At 70.4% G+C, this 20,813-nt stretch carries 23 protein-coding genes; 12 read left to right on the forward strand and 11 right to left on the reverse strand.

Translation table 11 applies throughout. The annotated features are described in order from the left end of the window. The first annotated feature begins 2 nt into the window (after positions 1-2). Positions 3-1,253 carry a formamidase gene (gene fmdA, locus ACZ4IF_RS14685; protein ID WP_467562775.1) on the forward strand — a complete coding sequence of 417 codons (1,251 nt, stop codon included), beginning with the start codon at positions 3-5 and terminating at the stop codon, positions 1,251-1,253. A 130-nt stretch (positions 1,254-1,383) separates the two neighbouring features. Here the strand turns inward: fmdA and ACZ4IF_RS14690 are convergent, their stop codons facing one another. The 5 genes from ACZ4IF_RS14690 to ACZ4IF_RS14710 are packed head-to-tail and all read right to left on the reverse strand — an operon-like array spanning position 1,384 to position 3,812. Continuing rightward, on the reverse strand, positions 1,384-1,989 hold the full coding sequence (locus tag ACZ4IF_RS14690) for an alkaline shock response membrane anchor protein AmaP (RefSeq protein ID WP_467562777.1): 606 nt from the start codon (positions 1,987-1,989) through the stop codon (positions 1,384-1,386). 19 nt (positions 1,990-2,008) lie between these two features. Next, positions 2,009-2,644: a DUF6286 domain-containing protein gene (locus ACZ4IF_RS14695; protein ID WP_467562779.1), complete on the reverse strand. Its 636-nt coding sequence runs from the start codon at positions 2,642-2,644 to the stop codon at positions 2,009-2,011. A 43-nt stretch (positions 2,645-2,687) separates the two neighbouring features. Further along, entirely contained in the window at positions 2,688-3,098 is a 411-nt protein-coding gene (locus tag ACZ4IF_RS14700) for an Asp23/Gls24 family envelope stress response protein (RefSeq protein ID WP_467562781.1), read from the reverse strand. Further along, the gene (locus ACZ4IF_RS14705; RefSeq protein ID WP_467562783.1) at positions 3,095-3,286 is read right to left on the reverse strand and encodes a hypothetical protein; all 192 of its coding nucleotides are present in this window, start codon (positions 3,284-3,286) and stop codon (positions 3,095-3,097) included. Before ACZ4IF_RS14705 ends, ACZ4IF_RS14700 begins: the two co-directional genes overlap by 4 nt. Before the next feature lie 37 nt (positions 3,287-3,323). After that, positions 3,324-3,812, reverse strand: a complete 489-nt coding sequence (locus ACZ4IF_RS14710; protein WP_467562785.1) for an Asp23/Gls24 family envelope stress response protein — start codon at positions 3,810-3,812, stop codon at positions 3,324-3,326. A gap of 238 nt (positions 3,813-4,050) precedes the next feature. On the opposite strand from ACZ4IF_RS14710, the gene ACZ4IF_RS14715 reads away from it, so the two are divergent. Beyond that, a complete protein-coding gene (locus ACZ4IF_RS14715) occupies positions 4,051-4,596 on the forward strand; it encodes an RNA polymerase sigma factor (protein ID WP_467563037.1) in 546 nt (181 codons plus the stop codon). Next, positions 4,587-5,270 (forward strand): Asp23/Gls24 family envelope stress response protein, encoded by a 684-nt coding sequence (locus ACZ4IF_RS14720; protein WP_467562787.1) that lies wholly within the window; start codon positions 4,587-4,589, stop codon positions 5,268-5,270. The genes ACZ4IF_RS14715 and ACZ4IF_RS14720 overlap by 10 nt, the downstream gene beginning before the upstream one ends. Positions 5,271-5,337: 67 nt before the next feature. On the opposite strand, the gene ACZ4IF_RS14725 is transcribed toward ACZ4IF_RS14720, so the two are convergent. Next, entirely contained in the window at positions 5,338-5,481 is a 144-nt protein-coding gene (locus ACZ4IF_RS14725; protein WP_467562789.1) for a hypothetical protein, read from the reverse strand. Between the two features lie 266 nt (positions 5,482-5,747). Here ACZ4IF_RS14725 and ACZ4IF_RS14730 point away from each other — a divergent pair, with 266 nt between their 5' ends. From ACZ4IF_RS14730 to ACZ4IF_RS14740, 3 genes are all read left to right on the forward strand, one after another. Further along, positions 5,748-6,101 carry a hypothetical protein gene (locus ACZ4IF_RS14730; protein ID WP_467562791.1) on the forward strand — a complete coding sequence of 118 codons (354 nt, stop codon included), beginning with the start codon at positions 5,748-5,750 and terminating at the stop codon, positions 6,099-6,101. 306 nt (positions 6,102-6,407) lie between these two features. Further along, the gene (locus tag ACZ4IF_RS14735; RefSeq protein WP_467562793.1) at positions 6,408-7,022 is read left to right on the forward strand and encodes a dihydrofolate reductase family protein; all 615 of its coding nucleotides are present in this window, start codon (positions 6,408-6,410) and stop codon (positions 7,020-7,022) included. A 323-nt stretch (positions 7,023-7,345) separates the two neighbouring features. Then, the gene (locus ACZ4IF_RS14740; protein WP_467562795.1) at positions 7,346-7,930 is read left to right on the forward strand and encodes an NADPH-dependent FMN reductase; all 585 of its coding nucleotides are present in this window, start codon (positions 7,346-7,348) and stop codon (positions 7,928-7,930) included. A gap of 459 nt (positions 7,931-8,389) precedes the next feature. Here ACZ4IF_RS14740 and ACZ4IF_RS14745 read toward each other — a convergent pair whose 3' ends face one another. Together ACZ4IF_RS14745 and ACZ4IF_RS14750 are read right to left on the reverse strand one after the other, a co-directional pair. Next, the gene (locus tag ACZ4IF_RS14745; protein WP_467563039.1) at positions 8,390-9,562 is read right to left on the reverse strand and encodes an FAD-dependent oxidoreductase; all 1,173 of its coding nucleotides are present in this window, start codon (positions 9,560-9,562) and stop codon (positions 8,390-8,392) included. Positions 9,563-9,567: 5 nt separating this feature from the next. Then, positions 9,568-10,539, reverse strand: a complete 972-nt coding sequence (locus tag ACZ4IF_RS14750; RefSeq protein ID WP_467562797.1) for a Clp protease N-terminal domain-containing protein — start codon at positions 10,537-10,539, stop codon at positions 9,568-9,570. Positions 10,540-10,607: 68 nt separating this feature from the next. On the opposite strand from ACZ4IF_RS14750, the gene ACZ4IF_RS14755 reads away from it, so the two are divergent. The 3 genes from ACZ4IF_RS14755 (at position 10,608) to ACZ4IF_RS14765 (ending at position 13,076) form a co-directional block, all read left to right on the forward strand. Continuing rightward, positions 10,608-10,967, forward strand: coding sequence for an excisionase (locus ACZ4IF_RS14755; RefSeq protein WP_467562799.1), 360 nt, complete (start codon positions 10,608-10,610; stop codon positions 10,965-10,967). 298 nt (positions 10,968-11,265) lie between these two features. After that, positions 11,266-11,982, forward strand: coding sequence for a scabin-related ADP-ribosyltransferase (locus tag ACZ4IF_RS14760; protein ID WP_467562801.1), 717 nt, complete (start codon positions 11,266-11,268; stop codon positions 11,980-11,982). Between the two features lie 431 nt (positions 11,983-12,413). Beyond that, positions 12,414-13,076, forward strand: coding sequence for a DUF4232 domain-containing protein (locus ACZ4IF_RS14765; RefSeq protein WP_467562803.1), 663 nt, complete (start codon positions 12,414-12,416; stop codon positions 13,074-13,076). 47 nt (positions 13,077-13,123) lie between these two features. Here ACZ4IF_RS14765 and ACZ4IF_RS14770 read toward each other — a convergent pair whose 3' ends face one another. Further along, entirely contained in the window at positions 13,124-14,104 is a 981-nt protein-coding gene (locus ACZ4IF_RS14770) for a threonine ammonia-lyase (RefSeq protein ID WP_467562805.1), read from the reverse strand. Positions 14,105-14,357: 253 nt separating this feature from the next. On the opposite strand from ACZ4IF_RS14770, the gene ACZ4IF_RS14775 reads away from it, so the two are divergent. Together ACZ4IF_RS14775 and ACZ4IF_RS14780 are read left to right on the forward strand one after the other, a co-directional pair. Beyond that, positions 14,358-15,251 carry an aminoglycoside phosphotransferase family protein gene (locus tag ACZ4IF_RS14775; RefSeq protein WP_467562807.1) on the forward strand — a complete coding sequence of 298 codons (894 nt, stop codon included), beginning with the start codon at positions 14,358-14,360 and terminating at the stop codon, positions 15,249-15,251. 289 nt (positions 15,252-15,540) lie between these two features. After that, positions 15,541-16,959, forward strand: a complete 1,419-nt coding sequence (locus tag ACZ4IF_RS14780; RefSeq protein ID WP_467562809.1) for an IS1182 family transposase — start codon at positions 15,541-15,543, stop codon at positions 16,957-16,959. A gap of 154 nt (positions 16,960-17,113) precedes the next feature. On the opposite strand, the gene ACZ4IF_RS14785 is transcribed toward ACZ4IF_RS14780, so the two are convergent. Further along, a complete protein-coding gene (locus ACZ4IF_RS14785) occupies positions 17,114-18,583 on the reverse strand; it encodes a sensor histidine kinase (protein ID WP_467562811.1) in 1,470 nt (489 codons plus the stop codon). Beyond that, positions 18,580-19,314, reverse strand: coding sequence for a response regulator transcription factor (locus tag ACZ4IF_RS14790; protein ID WP_359497535.1), 735 nt, complete (start codon positions 19,312-19,314; stop codon positions 18,580-18,582). Before ACZ4IF_RS14790 ends, ACZ4IF_RS14785 begins: the two co-directional genes overlap by 4 nt. A 128-nt stretch (positions 19,315-19,442) precedes the next feature. Here ACZ4IF_RS14790 and ACZ4IF_RS14795 point away from each other — a divergent pair, with 128 nt between their 5' ends. Next, positions 19,443-20,813 carry a ferredoxin reductase family protein gene (locus ACZ4IF_RS14795; protein ID WP_467562813.1) on the forward strand — a complete coding sequence of 457 codons (1,371 nt, stop codon included), beginning with the start codon at positions 19,443-19,445 and terminating at the stop codon, positions 20,811-20,813.

The raw sequence follows: 20,813 nt of genomic DNA on the forward strand, positions 1-20,813 counted from the left end.
TCATGCCTGAAATTCTTTTCAGCGTGGACCATTCCAAGTCGATGCGTGACCAGGATGTGCCCGGCCACAACAGGTGGCACCCGGACGTCCCGACCGTCGCCATGGTGAAGCCAGGCGCAGAGTTCCGCATGGAGTGCCGCGACTGGACCGACTGCCAGGTCGGCAACAACGACACCGCGAACGACGTACGCGACATCGACCTGACCATCCCCCACATGCTCAGCGGCCCGATAGGCGTGGAGGGCGCCGAACCCGGCGACCTGCTCGTCGTCGACATCCTCGACCTCGGCCCCGTGCCGCAGCAGACCGGGGACGCGGCAGGACAGGGCTGGGGCTATACCGGCATCTTCGCCAAGGCCAACGGCGGAGGCTTCCTGACTGACTACTTCCCGGACGCCTACAAGGCGATATGGGACTTCCACGGGCAGCAGGCCGTCTCCCGCCACCTTCCCGGGATCAGCTTCACCGGAATCACCCACCCCGGGTTGTTCGGAACCGCCCCGTCCGCCGAGATGCTCGCCCGCTGGAACGCCCGCGAGAAGGCACTCATCGACACGGACCCCAACCGTGTCCCGCCCCTGGCCGTACCGCCGGACAGCACCAACGCCCTCGCCGGCACGGCCACCGGAGACCTCGCACAGCGCATCGGCGCGGAAGGCGCGCGCACGGTGCCGGCCCGCGAGAACGGAGGCAACCACGACATCAAGAACTTCACGAGGGGATCGAGGGTCTTCTACCCCGTGCACGTGAAGGACGCCAAGCTCTCCGGAGGCGACCTGCACTTCAGCCAGGGCGACGGAGAGATCACCTTCTGCGGCGCCATCGAGATGGGCGGCTTCATCGACTTCCACGTCGACCTGATCAAGGGCGGCATGGAGACGTACGGCATCTCCACCAACCCGGTGTTCATTCCGGGCAACGTCGAGCCGAGGTACACGGAGTTCATGACGTTCATCGGGATCTCCGTCGACCACGACACGGACACGAACTACTACCTCGACGCGACGCTGGCCTACCGCCGGGCCTGCCTCAACGCCGTCGAGTACTTCAAGAAGTTCGGCTACAGCGGAGAGCAGGCGTACCTGCTGCTCGGCTCCTCCCCGATCGAGGGACGTATCAGCGGCATCGTCGACATCCCCAACGCCTGCTGCTCGCTCTACGTACCCACCGCCATGTTCGACTTCGACGTCCGTCCGACCGCCGCAGGCCCGATGAAGGCCGACCGCGGCCAAGCCGCGTTGACCACTGCCTGAACCCGACAACGAGGGGTGCGCGAAGGCACATCTGCCGATCGGCACAGGGGCGTCACCGAAACTCTCGGTGGCGCCTCCTCTCTTGCCCTGGTGGACGCGGCCTCTCCGGCTCCAGTGGACGCGGCGCGCTCTAGTGCACGCGGCGCGCCTTGTGGCTGCCGACGTCGAGACGAGCTCGGACAGGCAGGTGGGTCACTCCGGTGCAGTCGCGTGCGCGCGCGACCGGGCCCTGACACAGCGCCTCCAGGACGGAGGCGGGTGTGCCGTGCTCGGTCAGTGTGAGGGCCGCTCGGAGGCGCGGGTGCGCCGGTCGTCCGCTGATGTGGACCTGCGCGTGCCCGACGTCGGTCAGAGCACGTGTTTCGGTGGTGATCGCCTGGCCGAGGGCGCCGGCTCGCAGTTCGACGTTGTCGGGTGGTGGCGTGCCGCCCAGGTCCACCGAATCGGGACGGTGGCGACGCAGTTGGGCGAGCAGCCAGAGGAGGGCCAGGACGACGGTCAGGACGAGGCCGGCGATGACAGCGGGCCACCACCAGCCCTGGTCGCTCCAGCGGGTGCGGTCGGCCCTGCTGAGCAGGACGTCGTGTGGCACGGCCAACGGCCAGTCGGCGGGCGGCGCCACGTGAAGCCGACGGTAGAGGTCGAGGCCGGCTGCCAGGACCAGCAGGCCGCCACCGAGCAGCACCAGGCCGCTGACGGTCAGGAGGAGACGGTTGAGTGTGGATCGACCGTTCATGGCACGCTTCCGGAGGGGCTCAACGGGTGGGATGACGTGTGCGGACCGCCAGCCGCGGCGTGTGTGCCAGAGCGAGCTGACGGCACTGTTCGTGCAACGCTTGGACGAGTTCTCCGCGGACGGTCTCGGCGTCGCGGAAGCGGACGTCCGCGCGGGCGCTGACGCGGTGGCGGCCGACCCGGACACGGGCCCGGCTGACGCCCGGGACCCGCAACGCCGCATCCCGCAGCAGCAATTCGGCGCCCCGCCGATTCAGCCACGCCCCCACCTCCGTGCACCCCTCAGGCGTCCGGAGCGGCAGCAGGCGTCGCATGCCGGGGGTGACGGCGAGGACGAGCAGCCACAGACCGAGCAACGCGGCGACGGCGCCGCCGATCAGCAGCCAAGGGTCGTCCACCGGCCGGGTGGCCAACTCGTCGGCGAGACGGGTGCGCCACGCCCCGCCACGCTGTCCGGAGCGCACCGCGATCACGTCGTACAGAAGCGCCCCCGAGGCGCAGAGCGTCACCACAGCGACCAGGGCTGCCGGGACGCGGCGCGACGACCACAGGCGCGGTGACCTCGTACCCCCGTCGTCAGCCGGCGGGGGCTGCGCCTCGGGAGCGCGCCTGCCCCGCCGTTCGGTGTCGGCAGCCCCTTGCGCGTCGAGTGTCATGACGACCCTCCTTTGCCGGTCCTGTGGCGCTCGGACGGCGGTGTCATCGGACGCGGCCCGGCCGGTCGGTGGTGGCCAGCCGCCGAATGATCACCGTGACGTCACTGATGTCCATGCCTGTCAACTGGGCCACCCGGTCCGCTACTTCGCGTTGCAGGTGCCGACAGGCGTCTGCGATGTCCGTGGGGTACGGAAGGTCCACCGACAGCGACACGTGCGCCGTCCCCTCGTGCGTGCTCACGCGAACACCGGGTGCGGCGAGATCCGTGAGCGGCTCTCGCGGCCCGCCGAGCCGGTGCAGTTCCGTACTCGCGACACGAGCGGCGATACGGGCCACGACCCGATCCGGTATCACCGTCGCGCCACGCTCGGCAGGCGGCAAGGGCCGTCGGGCGTCGGGCGCATGCGTGCCCCGCGCGTGCTGCGGTGAGCCGGCGGCCGGGACGGCGCTCACCCTTGCCGCCGGGTGGACATGTCTCGTTGCCGCCGGGTGAACACGTCCGTGTCGCCCTGCACCACGAGACCGACGACCAGGCCCACCGCGCCCAGGGCGGCCACCAGGAGGAAAGCCCAGAAGCCGCCGAAGTAACCCGCGAAACCCAGTGACATTCCGGCTGCCAGACCGACTGTTGCTGTATTCATCGCTCACTCACCTGTCCTCACCTGTCCCACCGACGGGTCATAGGACGCGTCCCTGAGCCGACTCGGTCTCTTCTTCCTCGTCGGGAAGCTTCACGTCGTCGATGACGAGGTTGACCTCGACGACCTCCAGGCCGGTCATGCGTTCCACGGCGGAGATGACGTTGACGCGGACCTCGGCCGCCACGTCGACGATGGCGTAGCCGTACTCCACGACGACATCGAGGTCCACAGCGGCCTGGCTTTCGCCCACCTCGACCTTCACGCCGCGGCTGACACCGCCGCTCCCGCCGCCGGGGACGCGCTCGCGCATGGCGCCGATGGCACGGGCCATGCCCGCACCGAGGTTGTGGATACCGGGTGCTTCACGGGCCGCCAGCCCCGCGATCTTGGCCACGACGCCGTCGGCGATGGTCGTTCTGCCCCGCGTCTCGGGTGAGGTGCCGGCGCCGGTGGGCCCCTTCAGCATGGTCACGGCCCCACGGGAGCCGTCCTGCCCGGTGGAGGGCCGGTCGGTGGTGTCCGTCATGACAGTCGCCTCGATCCATCGCTGCGGGCGCCGGCACAGCGCCCGTCACATGGTTGGACACACCCACCGGACAAATCGTCACGAACTCGAATCACATTCCTCAACACGGGAACACGTAACAACGCCAGAAGGAGGTGCAGACGTGACACACAACGCCAGCGCCTCCCCGCGCCGAACGGAAACCCCTGCCCGTCCCGGACAACCCTCTCGGCCCCCTCCCCCGAGCCCGACCGACAGGCTGCTCGGCACGCCGGACGACATACTGGCGACCCGGGCCGGCGAAGGCGACGAGGAAGCCTTCGCCACTTTGGTACGCCGCCACAGCCGCCCCTTGCTCGCCATGGCCTTCCACACGCTCGGCAACGCCCAGGACGCCGAGGACGCCGTGCAGGACGCATTCATCAGCGCCTGGCGGCGCCTGCCCGAGTTCCGTCACGCCTCGGCCTTCAGCACCTGGATGTACCGCATCACCGTCAACCGCTGCCTCAACTCCCTGCGCCACCGGCCGGCCCCGGTACCGTTGGACTCAGTGGCCGCACTCGCCGCCCCCGGCATACGCAGCTCCCCCGTCCGGTCAGCCGAACAGGACGCACTCACCGACGACCTGGTCCACGCACTCGCCGCCCTGGAACCGCAGCAGCGGCTCTGCTGGACCCTGCGGGAACTGCACGGACTGTCCTACGCGCAGATCGCCCAGGTGACCGGCACCACCGAGCAGACGGTCCGCGGAAGACTGTTCCGAGCGCGGCGATCGCTGAAGGAGGCACTGAGCTCATGGCGCTAGGCGATCGTCCCCCTCAGCCTCTGGAACCCGCACGTCGACGGAGGCCGCCGCACGACACGCCCCTCGACGAGATCGGCCGGCACGCCGACGACGACGTGCTCACCTGCGGGCAACGCCTCAGCCGCGCCTGGGAGCAGGCCCGCGACGACGTCGCGCCCGCCGACGCGCACCTGGCCGAGTGCCCCTACTGCCACGCTGCCGTCCAAGGACTGGCCGCGCTGAACGCCGCGACGACGGCCCTTCGCAAGCGCACGCCCCCCAGCACGCAGCACCTCATCGCCCGCGTCATGGACATCGTCCGGCACGAGGTACGGCTGGGGCCGACGCTTCCGCCGGCCGACCCCACACGCGGCCTGCAGATCACCGAACACAGCGCCGCCAAGGTGCTGCGCAGCGCGGCGGACGCGATACCGGGTGTCACCGCCGCGAGCTGCCGCATCACGCACGCCGGCCCTGACGTGGGCGTTCGCGTGAGCATCACTCTCTCCGCAGGCCTGGACCGGCCTCTGCCCGAGACGGCCGAACGGGTGCGCCGCTCGCTGAGGGACGCCGCCGAGCAGACCCTGGGGCTGGCGGTGACGGCGGTCGACTGCACAGTGATCGACGTGCAGGCCACGACAGCACCGCCTGAGCGTGCAGACACCATTCCCGGTGGGCCGGACAGCCCACCATGACCGCGTGCGCCCGTCGATGATGGCGGTCGAAGGACGGTACCGGTTCACCTGCCCCTCGCCGTCTCCCTCAGCGTGCGCCGGTCGGCCTCACGAGGGTTCCGCCGACGAAAGTGTGCGTGGGGTCGAGGCCGCGCAGGACGTCGCCGCGGCAGTGCGCCGGGTCCTGGTCCCAGACCGTGAGGTCGGCCAGCCGGCCGGGGCGAGGGCCCACGCAGGTGTTCCTCGCCGGTGAGGAGGGCGGCCTGCTTGGTGCGCAGGGCGAGCGCTGCTCACGACGCTGAGCAAGGACGGACGCGCCACCTGCACCGACCTGGCTCGGGGCGCCGGCACCACCGCGCATACCTGTGTCCGGCTTCACCTTCCACGAGGCAAGGCGTACTTCGACGTGGTCACCGCCTGACACGGCGGCGGTGGTCCCCGCCAGTCGTCCAGCCCGACTTCGTGGTCGTGTCAGTGGCCCCCTTTACGGTGGCGGCCATGGGATATGACGTACACATCACCAGGCGTACGCCCTGGTGGGCGGAAGAGGGCGAGCGGATCACGACGCAGGAGTGGTCGGCGGTGGTCGCTGCCGACCCGGACCTGGAGATGGTTCAGGTGGCCCGGGCTTCTCCACGCGGCGAGGACGCGGTGCTGGAGTACCGGCACGCATGGCTCGCGCAGATGGTCACTCACCCCGAACTGGGCACCGCCGGCGCCTGGTCGGACTGGCGCGACGGGCGGATCGTGGTGAAGAACCCGGATGAGCCGCTCCTCACGAAGATGCGGGAGATCGCTTCGGTGCTGGGGGCGCACGTCCAGGGCGACGACGATGAGTACCACGACAAGTGAACGCCGGTCCCCCGCAGCAGGAACAGGCACCACGCGCCGGAGGACTCGCCCGCCGAGCAGAACCATCCCCGGTACGGGTGCTTGCGAGACGCCTTGCGGACTGTGTGCGACCGTTCCGCCAAGGCGCCGGACCCGTACGAACACTCCCAGGCGTTGGACTTGCCCGAGTGCGCTGACACGTGGACAACTGGCCGGGTCCGATGCGGCAGGCAGCGAGTACGAAGGCGGGGGCGTCCCAGCGATGAGTCTGCCGACGCCCGCGGGTCTACATTGCGACCGAGACGACCAACTCATCAGGGGCACGCCATGGGTCTCATCCACATCGAACTGTTCACAACCCTCGACCTCGTCGGACAGGCACCCGGCGGCCCCGACGAGGACCCGGTGGGGTTCCCGTTCGGCGGCTGGCAGGCCCCGCTGCTGAACGAGGTCACCGGGGCGCAGATCAGTGCCGCGTACGAGGGTACGGACGCACTCCTCCTCGGCCGGCGGACGTACGACATCTTCGCCGCCTACTGGCCGTACCAGGAGAGCGGCAAGGGCAACGAGATCGCCACGCTCTTCAACAGCGTCCCGAAGTACGTGGCCTCCCGCGGCAAGGCCGACCTCTCGTGGGCCAGGTCCACGCAGCTCGGCCCGGATCTGGCCGGCGCGGTGCGCGAGATCCGTGACCGGCACGAGCACGTCAAGGTCGTCGGGAGCCTGGACCTGGTGCAGACCCTCCTGCGCGAGAAGCTCTTCGACCGACTCGACCTCTGGGTGCACCCGATCATGCTCGGTGTCGGGAAGAAGGTGTTCGACGGCGGCGCGGTGCCCACGAATGTCACACTCCTCGAACCGCCGGTGTCCGGTCCCCAAGGCACCGTGTACCTGCGCTACGCACTCGCCGAAGGCACGCCCGCCACAGGGGACATGAGCTAGGGAGCTTCGTTCGGCCCAGCTCGGGTCAGGCCGCGTGTCATCGGCGGTGATCCACGAAGGCCGCGGAGGCACGGCGCGAGGTGCTCGGCTGTCGTGCCGGGCCCGACGGGTGCGGTTTGTACTGGCACTTGGTCGTCTCGGGACGGCACCGGGGCCACATCTGGATGATCTGCGACATTGGCGCCGCTCCGTTCGGAGCGGAGTAAGGATCCACCCCCGCTGAACCCGGCTTCGCCGGCTGGGTTCGCCACTGGGCAGCCGACAAGACCTGGTGCGGCGCTGAGTGTTGACCGATCGCGGTGCCGAGCACGTAGGTTGAGCGGATGTCCACGCCGCCGGTGATTCTTCTCCTCTCGGGAAGTCTGCGAGCCCTCTCCACCAACGAGACCGTGCTGCGCACGGCGAAGGCCGTGGCGCCGTCCGCGGGAGTGCGCGCTGTCCGGTACGAGGGGCTGACGACACTCCCGCACTTCAACCCCGATGACGACGCCGACCCGCTGCCTGCGCCCGTGACCAGGCTCCGGGCAGCCATCGACCAGGCAGCTGGAATTCTGATCTGCACCCCGGAGTACGCAGGCACACTGCCGGGCTCCTTCAAGAACCTGCTGGACTGGACTGTCGGCGGCACCGAGATCGGTGACAAGCCGGTCGCCTGGGTCAACGCGGCCGCCCCTGGGCGTGGTCGGGGGGCCGAGGCCACGCTGAGGACGGTACTGGGCTACACCGGCGCCGGCATCGTGGAGTCGGCCTGCGTGCAGCTGCCGGTGGACCGGGGGACGGTCGGCGCGGACGGGCTCATCACCGACCCGGAGATCCGTCGGCAACTCGGCGAGGTGCTCGCCCTGTTGGCGACGTCCGGCGAGCGGGCCGCTCCGAAGCAGGCAAGCACGGGACGGTCAGGCACGTGATCCGAGTGCCTGACCGCACGGCATCCGCGAGGTACGACCGGACCTGGTCGCACCGACCTCCGCAATCTGCGCGAGTTGTGGCTCCGGGGCAACGCGATCACGCCTCTGCCGCCGTCCACGACCGGCCTCCCCGAAACTGCGTCACCTGGATCCGCGGGAGAGCGCCCTGACCGAACTGCCCGATTCCCGGACCGACTTGCCCCGCCTCCGCCAGCCGGACGTGAGGAGCAACCGCCTCACGCAGCTACCGGACCGGGTCGTCGACATGCCCTCGCTTGAGAAGCTGGACCTGCGCTGGAACGCCTGCGAACCCTCCTCGTCGCTACCGACCGAGCTGGAGCGGCGAGGCTGCCTCGTCCTGATCCAGGGCTTCGGCGCAGCGGCCCTCCGCTTGTACTCCCCCGCAGGTCGGCTCGGCATCCGCCCGGGCACCAAGACTCATGTCGTATTCGGTTGGCTTCAGCCGGGTTGGAAGAACGCGAGCATTTTCCGGCCGGCATCGGGCGACGCCAGGATGTCCTGGATGTGCGCGGACTGCCGGCCGGCGACGCTGGTGCGTTCGAACATCTCGGCTTCGTATTCCTTGACGGCGGCGGGAAAGTCGTCCGGCTGCGCGGCCAGCGCGAGGCCGAGCAGGGCTCCGTCGAGCAGCGCCATGTTGGCACCCTGCCCCACCGGCGGCATCAGGTGCGCGGCGTCGCCGAGCAGTGTGACGTCCGGTCTCGACGGCCAGGTCAGTCCGACCGGGAGGGTGCTGATCGACCGCGGCAGGACCGTGTCGTCGCAGGCCGCGATCAGTGCGATGAACCGTGAGTCCCAGCCGGTGAACAGGTCGATCAGCCGCGCCCGGGCGGCGGCTGGGTCACCGAACGGGGCCCCGCTGGTCGCGAACCAGTCCTCGGCGACGTTGTAGAAGCTCAGGTAGATGCGTACGCGGCCGTCTCCGTTGCGCTGCGCCGACAGTGATTGTCCGTTGCCGAGCGCCCAGTAGTTGCCGCGTCCGACCATCGCCGCGAGGTCGGGGTGGGTGCGGTCGATGTCGGGAATGCCGAGCTCGACGACGTTCTGGCCGGTGTGCGCCGGCCGGGCGTCGGTGAGCAGCGCGCGGATCCGGGAGTCCGCGCCGTCGGCTCCGACCAGCAGGTCGTACGTCGCACTGCTGCCGCCGGCGAAGTGCAGCAGACCGTGATCGGCGGATTCGATTGCGTGTCCCCAGCGCACCACGTGATCGGGGAGAGAGTCCAGCAACACGTTGCGCAGATCGGCCCGGTCGACCTCAGGGCGCTCGAGCGGAGCGTCGTCGGGCGTGTCCTCCTGCAGCAGCAGGGTGCCGTCCGGCTCGAGAAGACTCAGGTCCTGGCCTGCGCGACGGGCGATTGCGTGGAACCGGTCGATCAGGCCGGCCTCGCGCATCGCCCGCTGCCCGGTCCCGGAGTGCAGATCGAGCATGCCGCCCTGACCGCGCGCGTCGCGCGACGCCTCACGTTCGTACACGACGGAGTCGATGCCGTGCACGTGCAGCACACGGGCCAGGGCCAGGCCGCCCAAGCCGGCTCCGACGATGGTGATGGTCGCGCTCGTCGAGCCCCGGTCCTCGCCTGTCCCACCGTCAGATCCGGGCCCGCCGATCAGCCGGTTCACCGGCGGAGCCGGGGTGCGAGCACCGTACGCACGGCCTTGGCCACCTTGCTCGTGGCAGAGCCGTCTTCTTCTTCGGGCTCCGGTTCCAGCACACGTTGGATCTGCAGCAGCAGTTGGTTGGCCGACCGCCAGAGCGGCACGAACATGCCGGCGACCGGTCCGACACCCTGGATCGGGCCATTGGACAGCTCGGTGACCTTCTTGGCGATCGTGACCGTCGCCGGGTCCCGCAGGATCAGGTGCACCTCCTCGTCGACCACCCGGATCTCCATCCTGCGCGCGGCGGACTCCTCCGGGTTCGCGTCCGTGGTGGTCTCCGGATCCAGCTCGTCGATCTTGGCGGCGACCGCGTCCGGGTCGACCCCGAGTTCGCGCAGCGCCCTGGCCGCCATGCTGTTCTCCGCCCGCAGCAACGCCTCGAGCAGGTGATGGCTGCCGACCGGTGCGCCTCCGGCCAGGGCGCCGGCGGTGGACATGGTGTCCTCGGTCGCAGGTGTGCCGGCCGGCCATGGGCCGGCCGCGACGTCCTGTGATCCCTCCAGCGCTGCCAGCACCGCGGCACGGATCTTGCTGATCGGATCGATCCGCTCGGCCAGCACCTTCGCGCCGACGGTCTCGTCCTCCCTCACCAGGGCGAGCAGGATGTGTTCCGTACCGATGTCGTTGTGGTGCAGCTGCTGCGCCTCGCGCAGGGCGAGTTCCAGCGTCCTCTTCGCGGCCGACGCGAACGGGATGTGGCCGCTCAGTTCCCCCGTGCCGGGCTCGACCACCGCGGCGATGTCGCCTTGTGCCGTCTCCTTGTCGTACCCGAGCCGGTGCAGAACTCTCGCCGCCGTGCTGTCCGGCACATCGAGCAGCCCCAACAGGATGTGCTCCGTGCCGATCTGATGGTGCTTGAGCAGCCTCGCCTGCTCCTGGGCCGCGACGACCGACCGGCGGGCCTTCACTGAGAACCTCTCAAAAGTCATGGCTCCATGGTCCCAACCCTGTCAATACACTGCTATTGACAGGGTCACCGTGCTGAAGGGAGGGTGTGATGGAAACACCGTCGCACTGGGAGGACCGGCTCGCGCGCTGGCAGAGCGAGCTGGAGCTGTTCGAGCAGTTGGACGAGACACCCTGGGTCACACTGGCCAAGGCGGAAGCCGAGACCGGCGTTTCCCGCTCGGCCCTGCGATCCTGGTACCGCAACGGCGAGATCCAGTCCCGGCTGGTGGACGGCCCGAACGGGCCGCAGCGCCTGGTCCGGCTGGACGCGGTGATCGAGCGCGCCGCCGCGTCACCGCGTATTCAGCGCAGGGCGGAGCGAGAAGTCAGCCTGGAAGCCCAGGTCACCCTGCTTCGGCACCGGGTCGACCAGCTCGAACTGCGGCTGGCGGCACTGGAACGGAAGTGACCGGCGCGAGCAGCGCCGTGCCGTCAAGCCGGACCGTGCCACCACTCCCCCGCGGTGACAGCGCAGTTGGATCCGATGGGCAGCCCCCTTTCGTGCCCCGGGCAGGTCCGCCGTCTGCATGCCACGGGCAGCCGCTCAAGGCGACGTGACGGCGTGGCCGGATCGGGTCGGTGGGGAGTGCCGGGTGAGTGAAGGCTGTGGTCCCGGCGGGTGATCGGGGTGCAGGCCGTGTGGTTGTCCGGCCTGTTCGGGCTAGGGAACGTGGGCTGTGTGAGTCGAGTGAGGGGCTGGCCCGTCCATGTTCAAGACCGCGCTGCGGATCGCTTCCGCTGCCTCCCTTGTTGTCACTTCGTTGACGTTCGTCTCGTCCGCGGGTGCGGCGGCAGATCCGTACCCGGGAACCCCGGAGCAGATCCGTGACACCGGACCGTGCGGCCCGACAGGTGGCTACCGGTCGTCGGAGTGGACGCAGACGACGACGAACCGTGGTCTGCGTTCGCAGGTCGATGTGGCTGCGGTGCGCGAGGGCTGGTATTGGCGCAACGACGTGAACACGTTGTGGCGCGGCGACACCCGGCCGGACCCGCGGGCGATCTTCCGCAGCGGCTTCACACCGTTGGGGACGGACCTGACCCCGTTGAACAAGTGGATCACCGGCGGGGGTGGCCAGAACTCCGCCCATGTGAGCACGACGTGCGACCGGTGGGTGGCGCAGGGCTTCGCCACGGGGGGCGGGAAGGACGGCTGGGTGTATGCGATCCAGGCGCCGGGTGGGATCGATGTGAACGCCACCGCACGGATGACCGGCATCCAGTCGCAGTACCTGTGGAACAAGGAGATCGACTTCCCCGGCGGGGTGCAGGGCAGGTTCATCGAGGGGGCGTGCCAGTACCACTGGGCCGGCCAGGACCCGCAGACGAACGTGAACATCTATCAGAACCTGGGCTGCGTCACGAACCCGGATTTCCGTCCCTTCGACACCCGCCGGCAGGTCCCGCCCGCACGGTCCCACTGAGCGCCGAGGGTTCTGTCGACGACGGCCGCCCCGACACGGGCCCGCCCGCTAGGCGCGGATCGCTTGTCCGGGGTCAAGGTCCGCCGGGTCACGGGTCTGTCCCAGCGGGTGGCGGCCGCGGGCAGGTGTGGGAACGGCGGTGGGAGCCGGTGCCTCGGTCCGTCGACGGCATTCCCCTGCGCGCGGTGTTCGGGCCCCGTTCCCCACGCCGGACTGCGGCAGGGGAAGCGTCTACGGGGCCGGATGCAGGGCCAGGCGCGGCCGGGGTGTGACCGGTGGTGGTGCGCGCTGCGCCAGGCTCGGCGTGTAACAGGGATGTATTACGGGATGGTTGGGCGGAACGGTCTGCCGGGACGAGCGGCTCTTGGTGATCAGAAACGCTCGCTCGCACCGAGCAGCCGGAACCCCCCATCGACACCGAGGAAGAAGCGATGCGCGTTCACAAGGTCACCTTCGCCGCCCTGGCCGTTGCCGCGAGTCTCGCGCTCACGGCCTGCCAGAACGACAAGGACGGCACCGCGACGAGCGAACCGTCCAACGCGTCCAGCACGTCTTCCTCGTCCGGCGGCTCGGACGCGGGCAGTTCGGATCAGGACAGCGGGAAGGACTCCGCCGGGAAGAGCTCCGGCGGGCAGGGCACGGCCGCCGGGACCGGCTCGAACGAGGACGGCAAGGTCGCCAAGTGCCGCACCGACGAGCTGGAGATCACGGCGAAGGACAACACCATCGACGGCGCCCCCGAGGGCACCGTCGCGGTGCAGCTGACGAACCGCGGGGGCCGGGACTGCTCGATCTCCGGGTACGCGGGCGTCGACCTGAAGACCAGCGCGGGGTCGCTGTCCGCGAAGCGCACCGGTCAGCAGGCCGACCCGACGGTCCTCAAGGACGGGGCGTCGACGGCCTTCGGCATCACCTACCCGCTCAACACGTCGGCGGGCTCCGGCGTGCGCGTGACCGGGCTGCTGGTGACCCCGCCGGACGAGACGAAGACGGTCACCCTCGACTGGCCGGGCGCCGGCACACTGCCCGTCACGGACAGTCCCGGCTCCCCGGTGAAGGTCGGCCCGGTCGGAAGCGCCGGCCAGGGTGGCTGACCTCGCCGCACGCACGGCGCCGTTGGGCTGCCCACGCAGGGCGGCGGTCACGACCTGTGGGGGCCGGCCGCGCCGACCCAGCGATGGTAGGCGTCCACGTCGACATTGCTGCCACACACGATGGTGACGACGTGCCGGCCGGCGAAGCGGTCGCGGTCTTCGAGGATCGCCGCGATGCCGAGCGCGGCCGACGGTTCGACGACGAGGCCCGCGTGGTCGAGGAGCATCCGCATGGCGGTGGTGATCGACTTCTCCTGGACCAGGACGGCGTCGTCGGCGGTCAGGAGGAGGTCGTCCAGGACGGCCGGGATGGGGAGTCGGCCGGCGACGCCGTCAGCGATGGTGTCCGTCGAGCCGGTGGTGACGACGCGCCTCTCGTGCCACGAGAGGGTCATCGCGGGTGCGCCCTGCGGCTGGACGCAGATCACCTCGACCTGGGGTGCCAAGGCCTTCATCACATGCCCCACGCCGGTGGCCAGCGCCCCGCCACCGAGGGCGATCAGGACCGTGTCGAACGACGGCATGGCGTCCACCAGTTCCAGGCCGATGGTCGCCGCGCCCTCGCAGGTCTCGATGTCCAGGCTGTCTTCGACGAGACGGATACCGTCGCGCTGCGCGACGGCCGCCGCCCGTTCGCGAGCCACCTCGTGGTCGCCGTCCACCAGTTCCAGCCTGGGACCCAGCGCGCGGATGCGGTCCAGCTTGGCCACCGTCGCGCATCGGGACGCCACTACGGTCACGTCGAGCCCTCGGCCGCGACCGGACCAGGCGAGGGCCTGCCCCAGGTTTCCGGCGCTCGCGCACACCACGGCTCGCGCACCACGGTCGGCGAGCAGGCTCGCCACCACCTCGGTGCCGCGGGCCTTGAAGCTGCGGACCGGGTTGGCCGTTTCGAGCTTGATGCTCACGGCGCACCCGAGATGCGGCTCCAGTGCCTCGCAGCGGTACAGCGGGCTGTCGAGAAAGATCGGGTCGATCACCCGGCGGGCCAAGCGGATCCGAGCAGTGTCCAGGCGCGTCTGCTGCACGACAGGGGAGCATAGCGCCGCTCGCCCAGGGCCGGGCTGATCCCGCTGCGCCGGGGGCGTGCTGGTGGCGCGAACAGCGGCGGGCGCGGCGAGTGGCGCGCCGACTCACTGCCGTACGTATGCGTAAAGGCGACCGCTCCGACGCGCTAGGAGCGTGTCTCAATAACGTCGGTAGGCATAGCCGACAGGCTTACACCCTGTTTGCCGCACCCGTCGTTGGGCGGGCCAGCCACGTCCTGGCAGGATCGGGGTCGTGATCGACGTTCCCGCAGATTTCGCAACGGCGGCGGTGAACCGTGCGGGCCAGCGCGGAAAGGAGTGGGTCGACTCCTTGCCCGCACTGGTGGAGAGCCTCTGTGCACGGTGGGACTTGGCGGTGGACGGCGCGCCGCTCCACGGCCACTTGGGCCTGGTCGTCCCGGTGCAGCGTGGCGAAGAGCCCTGCGCGCTCAAGGTGTCCTGGCAGGACGCCACGACGCAGCATGAGGCGCTGGCTCTCGCCGCCTGGGACGGACAGGGGACCGTGCTGCTGCTTGACCACGAACCGGCCGCGGGAGCCATGCTGTTGGAGCGGCTCGACGCTGGCCGCACCCTCTCCGACATAGACGTCGACGAGGCGGTCACCGCCGCCGGGCTCCTGCTGCGGCGCCTGTCCGTCCCGGCCCCGCAGGGCTTTGCTTGCTTGCGAGATCTCGCCGCCCGGCTCCCCGCCCGCTTGAACCTTCAATGGGAGCAACTCGGTCGTCCCTTCTCCCGGCGCCTGGTCGATGCGGCAGCCAGCCTCGCTGCCGAGTACGGTCCCACGACGGCTGGTCAGTTGGTCAACGGTGACTTGCACTACGAGAACGTGCTGGCCGGCTACCGCGAGCCGTGGCTGGCCATCGACCCCAAGCCGCTCAGCGGCGATCCCGAGTACGCGGTGGCGCCTTTGCTCTGGCGGCGGTTCGCGGAAATGGAGGGGGTTGCCGGCATCCGAACCCGCCTGGCTGCCATTGCCGAGGTGGCCGACCTTGATGCCGACCGGGTACGCGCCTGGACGCTGGTGCGCACGGTGGACTACTGGCTGTGGGCCCTGGGGATCGGCCTGACCGAGGATCCGCAGATGTGTCGGACCGTCGCCGGTGCTCTCTCCCCCACCTTCCGCTGATCTATGAGAACCGCTCAACCGAGGCCGTAGTCCGGAACGGATCAGATCGGCTCCGGAGCCGGGGAGGACGCCGCACAGGCGTGGTGTGCGCCGAACCGGCATGCGGTCGACAGGCAGCCTCCCTCGCATTGATCACTTTGGGTATCCCTAGGGGTGCGTCTCGGTAACCGACAACCCGCCAACGGTTCGTGATCATTCATACGGGATGATCACGTCATGCATGGGTGGTGATGGGCTGTTCGAGGTCGAGCCGGTCGGGAAAAAGTGGCCGCAGGGTCGTCCGGCAGCGGTGGACAAGACGTTTCGGGCGTTCGATCCGCATCAGGTCCTGCTACTGCCGCCGTCGCTGGACGACTGGCTACCCGAGGGCCACCTGGCCCGGTTCGTCGCGGACCTGGTCGACGAGGTGCTCGACCTCGGGCCCGTCATGGCGGGCTACACCGAAAAGCGCGGCTACCCGCCTTACGACCCCCGGCTGATGGTGCGGCTGCTGATCTACGGCTACACCACCGGAGTGCGCTCCTCACGGGCAATCGAGCGCCGACTGTCCGACGACGTCGCCTTCCGGTTCCTGGCTGCCGGCCAGGAACCGGACTTCCGCTCGATCGCCCGGTTCCGCCGCCGCCACCTGGAGGCACTGGCCGGTCTGTTCACCCAGTCCCTGCGCCTCGCGCAGAAGCTCGGCATGGTCAGGATGGGACGCGTCGCCCTGGACGGCACGAAACTGGAGGCCCGCGTCTCCAAGCACAAGGCGATGAGCTACGGCCGCCTGATCGACGAGGAAGAGCAGATCGAGGCCGGGATCGCCCAGCGGGAAGCGAAGGCCAAGGGCCTGCTGGCCGACACGGAGGTCACCGACGAAGCCGAGGATGAGACCTTCGGCCCCGATGGCAATGAGATGGATCTGCCCGCCGAACTGGACCGGCGTGAGAAGCGCCTGGCCAGGCTGCAGGCCGCCCGCGCGCAGATCGAGGCCGAGGCCGCCGACAAGGCCCGCGCCCACGCCGAGGACAAGGAACGCCACCGCCAGGAACGTGTCGGCAGCAGCGACGAGCAAGCCGTCACCGACGCCGGGGAAGGGGCCGCCGCGAAGGCGCGTCCCAAGCCCAAGGCGCAGGCCAACTTCACCGACCCCGAATCGCGGATCATAAAGAACGGCGACGGCGCCTACATCCAGGCATACAACGCCCAGGCCGTCGTCGACGAGGAACACCAGGTCATCACCGCCGCCGACGTGACGACCAACCCCTCCGACGCACTGAACTACACCACGATGCTCGACCAGTCCGCCCACAACACCGGCGTCCACCCCAGGCAGGCCCTGGTCGACGCCGGGTACTGCTCTGAGAACAACCTTGAGGCCGTGCGAGAGCGCCAACTTGGCTGCGGTATCGACACGTTCATGGCCACCGGCCGACTCGCCCACGACGAGCAGGTCCCGCCCGGACCACGCGGACGCATCCCCAAGGACGCCACACTGAAGGAGCGCATGGCCCGCAAACTGCGGACCAAGCCCGGCCGGAAGGCATACAGCCGCCGCAATGCCATCGTCGAACCCGTCTTCGGACAGATCATGACCTGCCAGAACGGCCGCCAACTCCTCCTCCGCGGCGAGGACGGCGCCCGCGGCGAGTGGCGCCTGCTCGCCGCCTGCCACAACCTCCGCAAGATCTTCCGACACGCCTGGCTCGCCGCCCTGACCGGCTGACCAGCCAGACCGCCTGGCCCACGCCACGAGCCCTACCAGCCGAACACCTGCCGGGCAGCACCCAGCCACGGCCTCACAGGTGCCCACGGGACGGCCGCGACTGATCCCACCGATCGCGGCCAGCGGGCCCCTTGCTCGTTACCGGGACACGCTCCTAGCCGGAGCCGGCTCCTTGCCGTGGCAGACGCAGGGTGAACCTGGTCGCGCCTGGTTCGCTCGCCACGACGACGGTGCCGCCGTGGGCGGCGGCGACCGCGGCGACGATGGACAGGCCGAGTCCCGTGCCACCCCCGTCGTCGCGGCGTGGACCGTCGCCGTGCACGAACCGTTCGAAGAGGTGCTCGCGCAGAGCGGGTGGAATGCCGGGCCCGTCGTCGGTCACGGTGACCACGACGGAGTCCTGGGCCGCTGTCAGGCCCGTGGTGACCTTGGTGCCCGGCGGTGTGTGCAGGCGGGCGTTGGCGAGGAGGTTGGCGAGGATCTGCTGGAGGCGGTGGGCGTCGCCGGTCACGGTGACGAGTTCCTCGGGCAGTTCCAGTGACCAGTGGTGTGCGGGCCCGGCGGCGCGGGCGTCGGTGACGGCGTCCAGGAGGAGCCGGGTCAGGTCGACCGGCTCGTGTGCCAGGGGGCGGCCCGCGTCGAGACGGGCGAGCAGCAGCAGGTCGTCGACCATGGCGCCCATCCGGCCCGACTCGGCGGCGATGCGTTCCAGGGCGCGGGTCACCTCGGGTGGCACCGGCCCTGGGTGGAGCAGGGCGAGTTCGGCGTGGCCACGCACCGAGGCGACGGGGGTGCGCAGTTCGTGGCTGGCGTCAGCGGAGAAGCTGCGCAGTCGTTCCTCGCTGCGCTGGCGCTGGGTGAGGGCGTTCTCGACGTGGCCGAGCATGCGGTTGAACGCCAGCGTGACCTGGTCGACCTCCGTGCTGCGCGGGCGGGTGTCGGGGGCGCGTGCGGGCAGGGCCACTTCGCCGCTGGCCAGCGGGAGTTCGCTGATGTGCGTGGCGGTGCCGGCGATGCGGCTGAGCGGGCGCAGCGACCAGCGCACCCAGAGGGCGCCCGCGATGCCCGCGCCGGCCAGTGCCAGGCCGAAGACGCTGCCGGCGACGAGTTCCAGACGGTGCACCGCGGCCTCGACCGGCTCCAGCGGCAGGCCGGTGATCAGGACGTCGCCGTCGCGCCCCGGCCAGGCCATCACCCGGTAGTCGCCGGGCATGGACAGCTCGACGCTGTGGCCGTGCCCGTCGGTGGGCACGGCCGCCAGTGCCTGGGTGTCACCGCCACTGAGGTCGACGGTGACCAGGTCGGTCGTGTCGCTGCCCGGGCGAACCACGGCGGCGTTGGTGACGTGTCCGTCGACGAGGCGCACTCCCAGGGTGCCGGTGGTCTGGCGGCGGGTGTCGCCGTGCTCGTCGCCGTCGTGGTCGTCGCGGCCCGTGCCCTGGTGTTCCAGGCTCGCCGCGAAGACGCTGCCGGTGTCGGAGAGCTGCTGGTCGAGACGGGCGGTGAGGAAGCCGTTCAGTTCCAGGACCGCGGCGATGCCGACGGCGGCGCAGCCGACGGCGAGCAGCACCAGGAGCCCCGCGGTGAACCGGGCCCGCAGCGTGTGCAGGCGGGGCCGCCTCACCGGCCGCCCGCCGGCTTGAGGACGTAGCCGGCGCCGCGCACCGTGTGGATCATGGGTTCGCGGCCCGCGTCGATCTTCTTGCGCAGATAGGAGATGTACAGCTCCACGACATGGGCCTGGCCGCCGAAGTCGTAGGACCAGACGAGGTCGAGCAGCTGCGTCTTGCTCAGGACGCGGCGCGGGTGGCGCATGAGGCAGCGCAGGAGCTGGAACTCGGTGGGCGACAGCTCGACGGGGTCGCCGCCGCGGGTCACCTCGTGTGCGTCCTCGTCCATCTCCAGGTCGCCGACGACGAGGAGGGACGCCGCGGCCCGTTCCCTGGTCATGCCGGCTCGGCGCAGCAGTCCGCGCAGCCGGGCCACCAGCTCCCCGAGGCTGAACGGCTTGGTGACGTAGTCGTCGCCGCCCGCCGTGATGCCGGCGATGCGGTCCTCGACGGTGTCGCGGGCGGTGAGGAAGAGCACGCACACATGGGGCTGCTCCGCGCGCAGCTCGCGCAGCACGGAGAGGCCGTCGCGGTCGGGCAGCATGATGTCGAGGACGACCGCGTCCGGCTGGAACTCGTGGGCCTCGCGCACGGCGGCCCGCGCGGTGGCGGCGGAGCGCACCTCCCAGCCCTCGTAGCGCAGCGCGCCGGTGACGACCTCGGCGAGGTCGGGTTCGTCATCGACGACGAGGACGCGTACGGGTGTGCCGTCGGGGCGGGTCAAGGCCGCTGGGCGTGGGTTCATGGCTCTTCCAGCATCTCTCGGTCCGCTCTGAGTTTCCTATGAGCGTGCCGATCACGGCCCCGGTTCAGAGCCCACTCAGAGATTGCCGCACCACAGTGGGCAGCCCGAACCCCCGTGAGGAGCCGCCGATGGCCGCCGCAACCCACAGCCCGCCGCCCGTGCGGCACCGCGCGCCGCAGCGGACCGGCCGTCGGTCGCCCGCCGTGCCGCTGCTGGCCGCGGCCTGGGCCGGCGGCATCGCCGTCCTCGCCCTGTGGTGGCGGGACACCGCCTCCGTGGTCGGCGCGGACGGCTGGCTGACCGGCGCGGGCCGGATCACCGGGCTGCTGTGCGGGTACATGTGCGCCCTTCTCGTCGCCCTGATGGCGCGGGTGCCGTGGCTGGAGAACGGAGTGGGCAGCGACCGCACCGCTCGCTGGCACGCATCGGCAGGACGCTGGACGGTCGGCCTGCTCATCGGCCACATCGTGCTGATCACCCTCGGCTACGCGGCGCAGGCGCACACCGACCCGGTCACCGAGTTCACCACGGTGGTGTTCGACCTGCCGGAGATGCTGAAAGGCACGGCGGGTGCCGCGGCCCTGCTCGCCGTCGGCTGGACCTCGATGCGTGCGGTACGTCGCCGGATGCGCTACGAGACCTGGTACTACCTTCACCTGGCGACCTACGGTGCCGTCTTCCTCGCCTTCTCCCACCAGCTCGCGCTCGGCGCCGACTTCGTGGGTAGCGCACCGGCCCGCACCGCGTGGTACGCGCTGTATGTGTCGGTCGCAAGCCTGGTCGTCTGGTTCCGGGTGCTGATGCCGGTGCGATTCAACGCACGTCACCGGCTGCGCGTGGAAGCCGTCGTACGAGAGGCACCCGACGTGTACTCGGTGTGGCTGCGCGGTCGCCGACTGGACAGGCTCGACGTCAAGCCGGGTCAGTTCCTGCGCTGGCGGTTCCTGTCGCCCGGCATGTGGCACGCCTCACACCCGTACTCGCTCTCCGCCCTTCCCCGTGACGGATGGCTGAGGATCACCGTCAAGGCGCTCGGAGATCACAGCGCGGCCGTCGCCACGCTGCGCCGCGGCACCCGAGTGTGGGCGGAAGGCCCGTACGGCGCGCTGACCGCCGAGCGCCGCAGGCAGGACAAGGTCCTGCTCATCGCCGGCGGCACCGGCATCACCCCGCTGCGTACGCTCTTCGAGACGCTGCCCGCGGCGCCCGGCGGCCTCACCCTGCTCTACCGGGGCCGGACGGCCGAGGAGCTGGCCCTGCGCCACGAGCTGGAGCAGATCGCCGCCGCACGCGGGGCCCGCCTGGTCTACGCCCTCAACGGCCCGGACGGGCGCCGCGTCCCGATCACCGCGGACCGGCTGCGGGCCCTGCTGCCCGACCTCGCCCGGCACGACGTGTATCTGTGCGGCCCGCACGGTCTGTCGCTCGCCGCGTACGACGCCCTGCGCGCGGCAGGCGTACCGGCCGCACGTATCCACTACGAGTCCTTCGAACTGTGA

It is taken from the genome of Streptomyces sp. NPDC025784 (assembly GCF_055558435.1).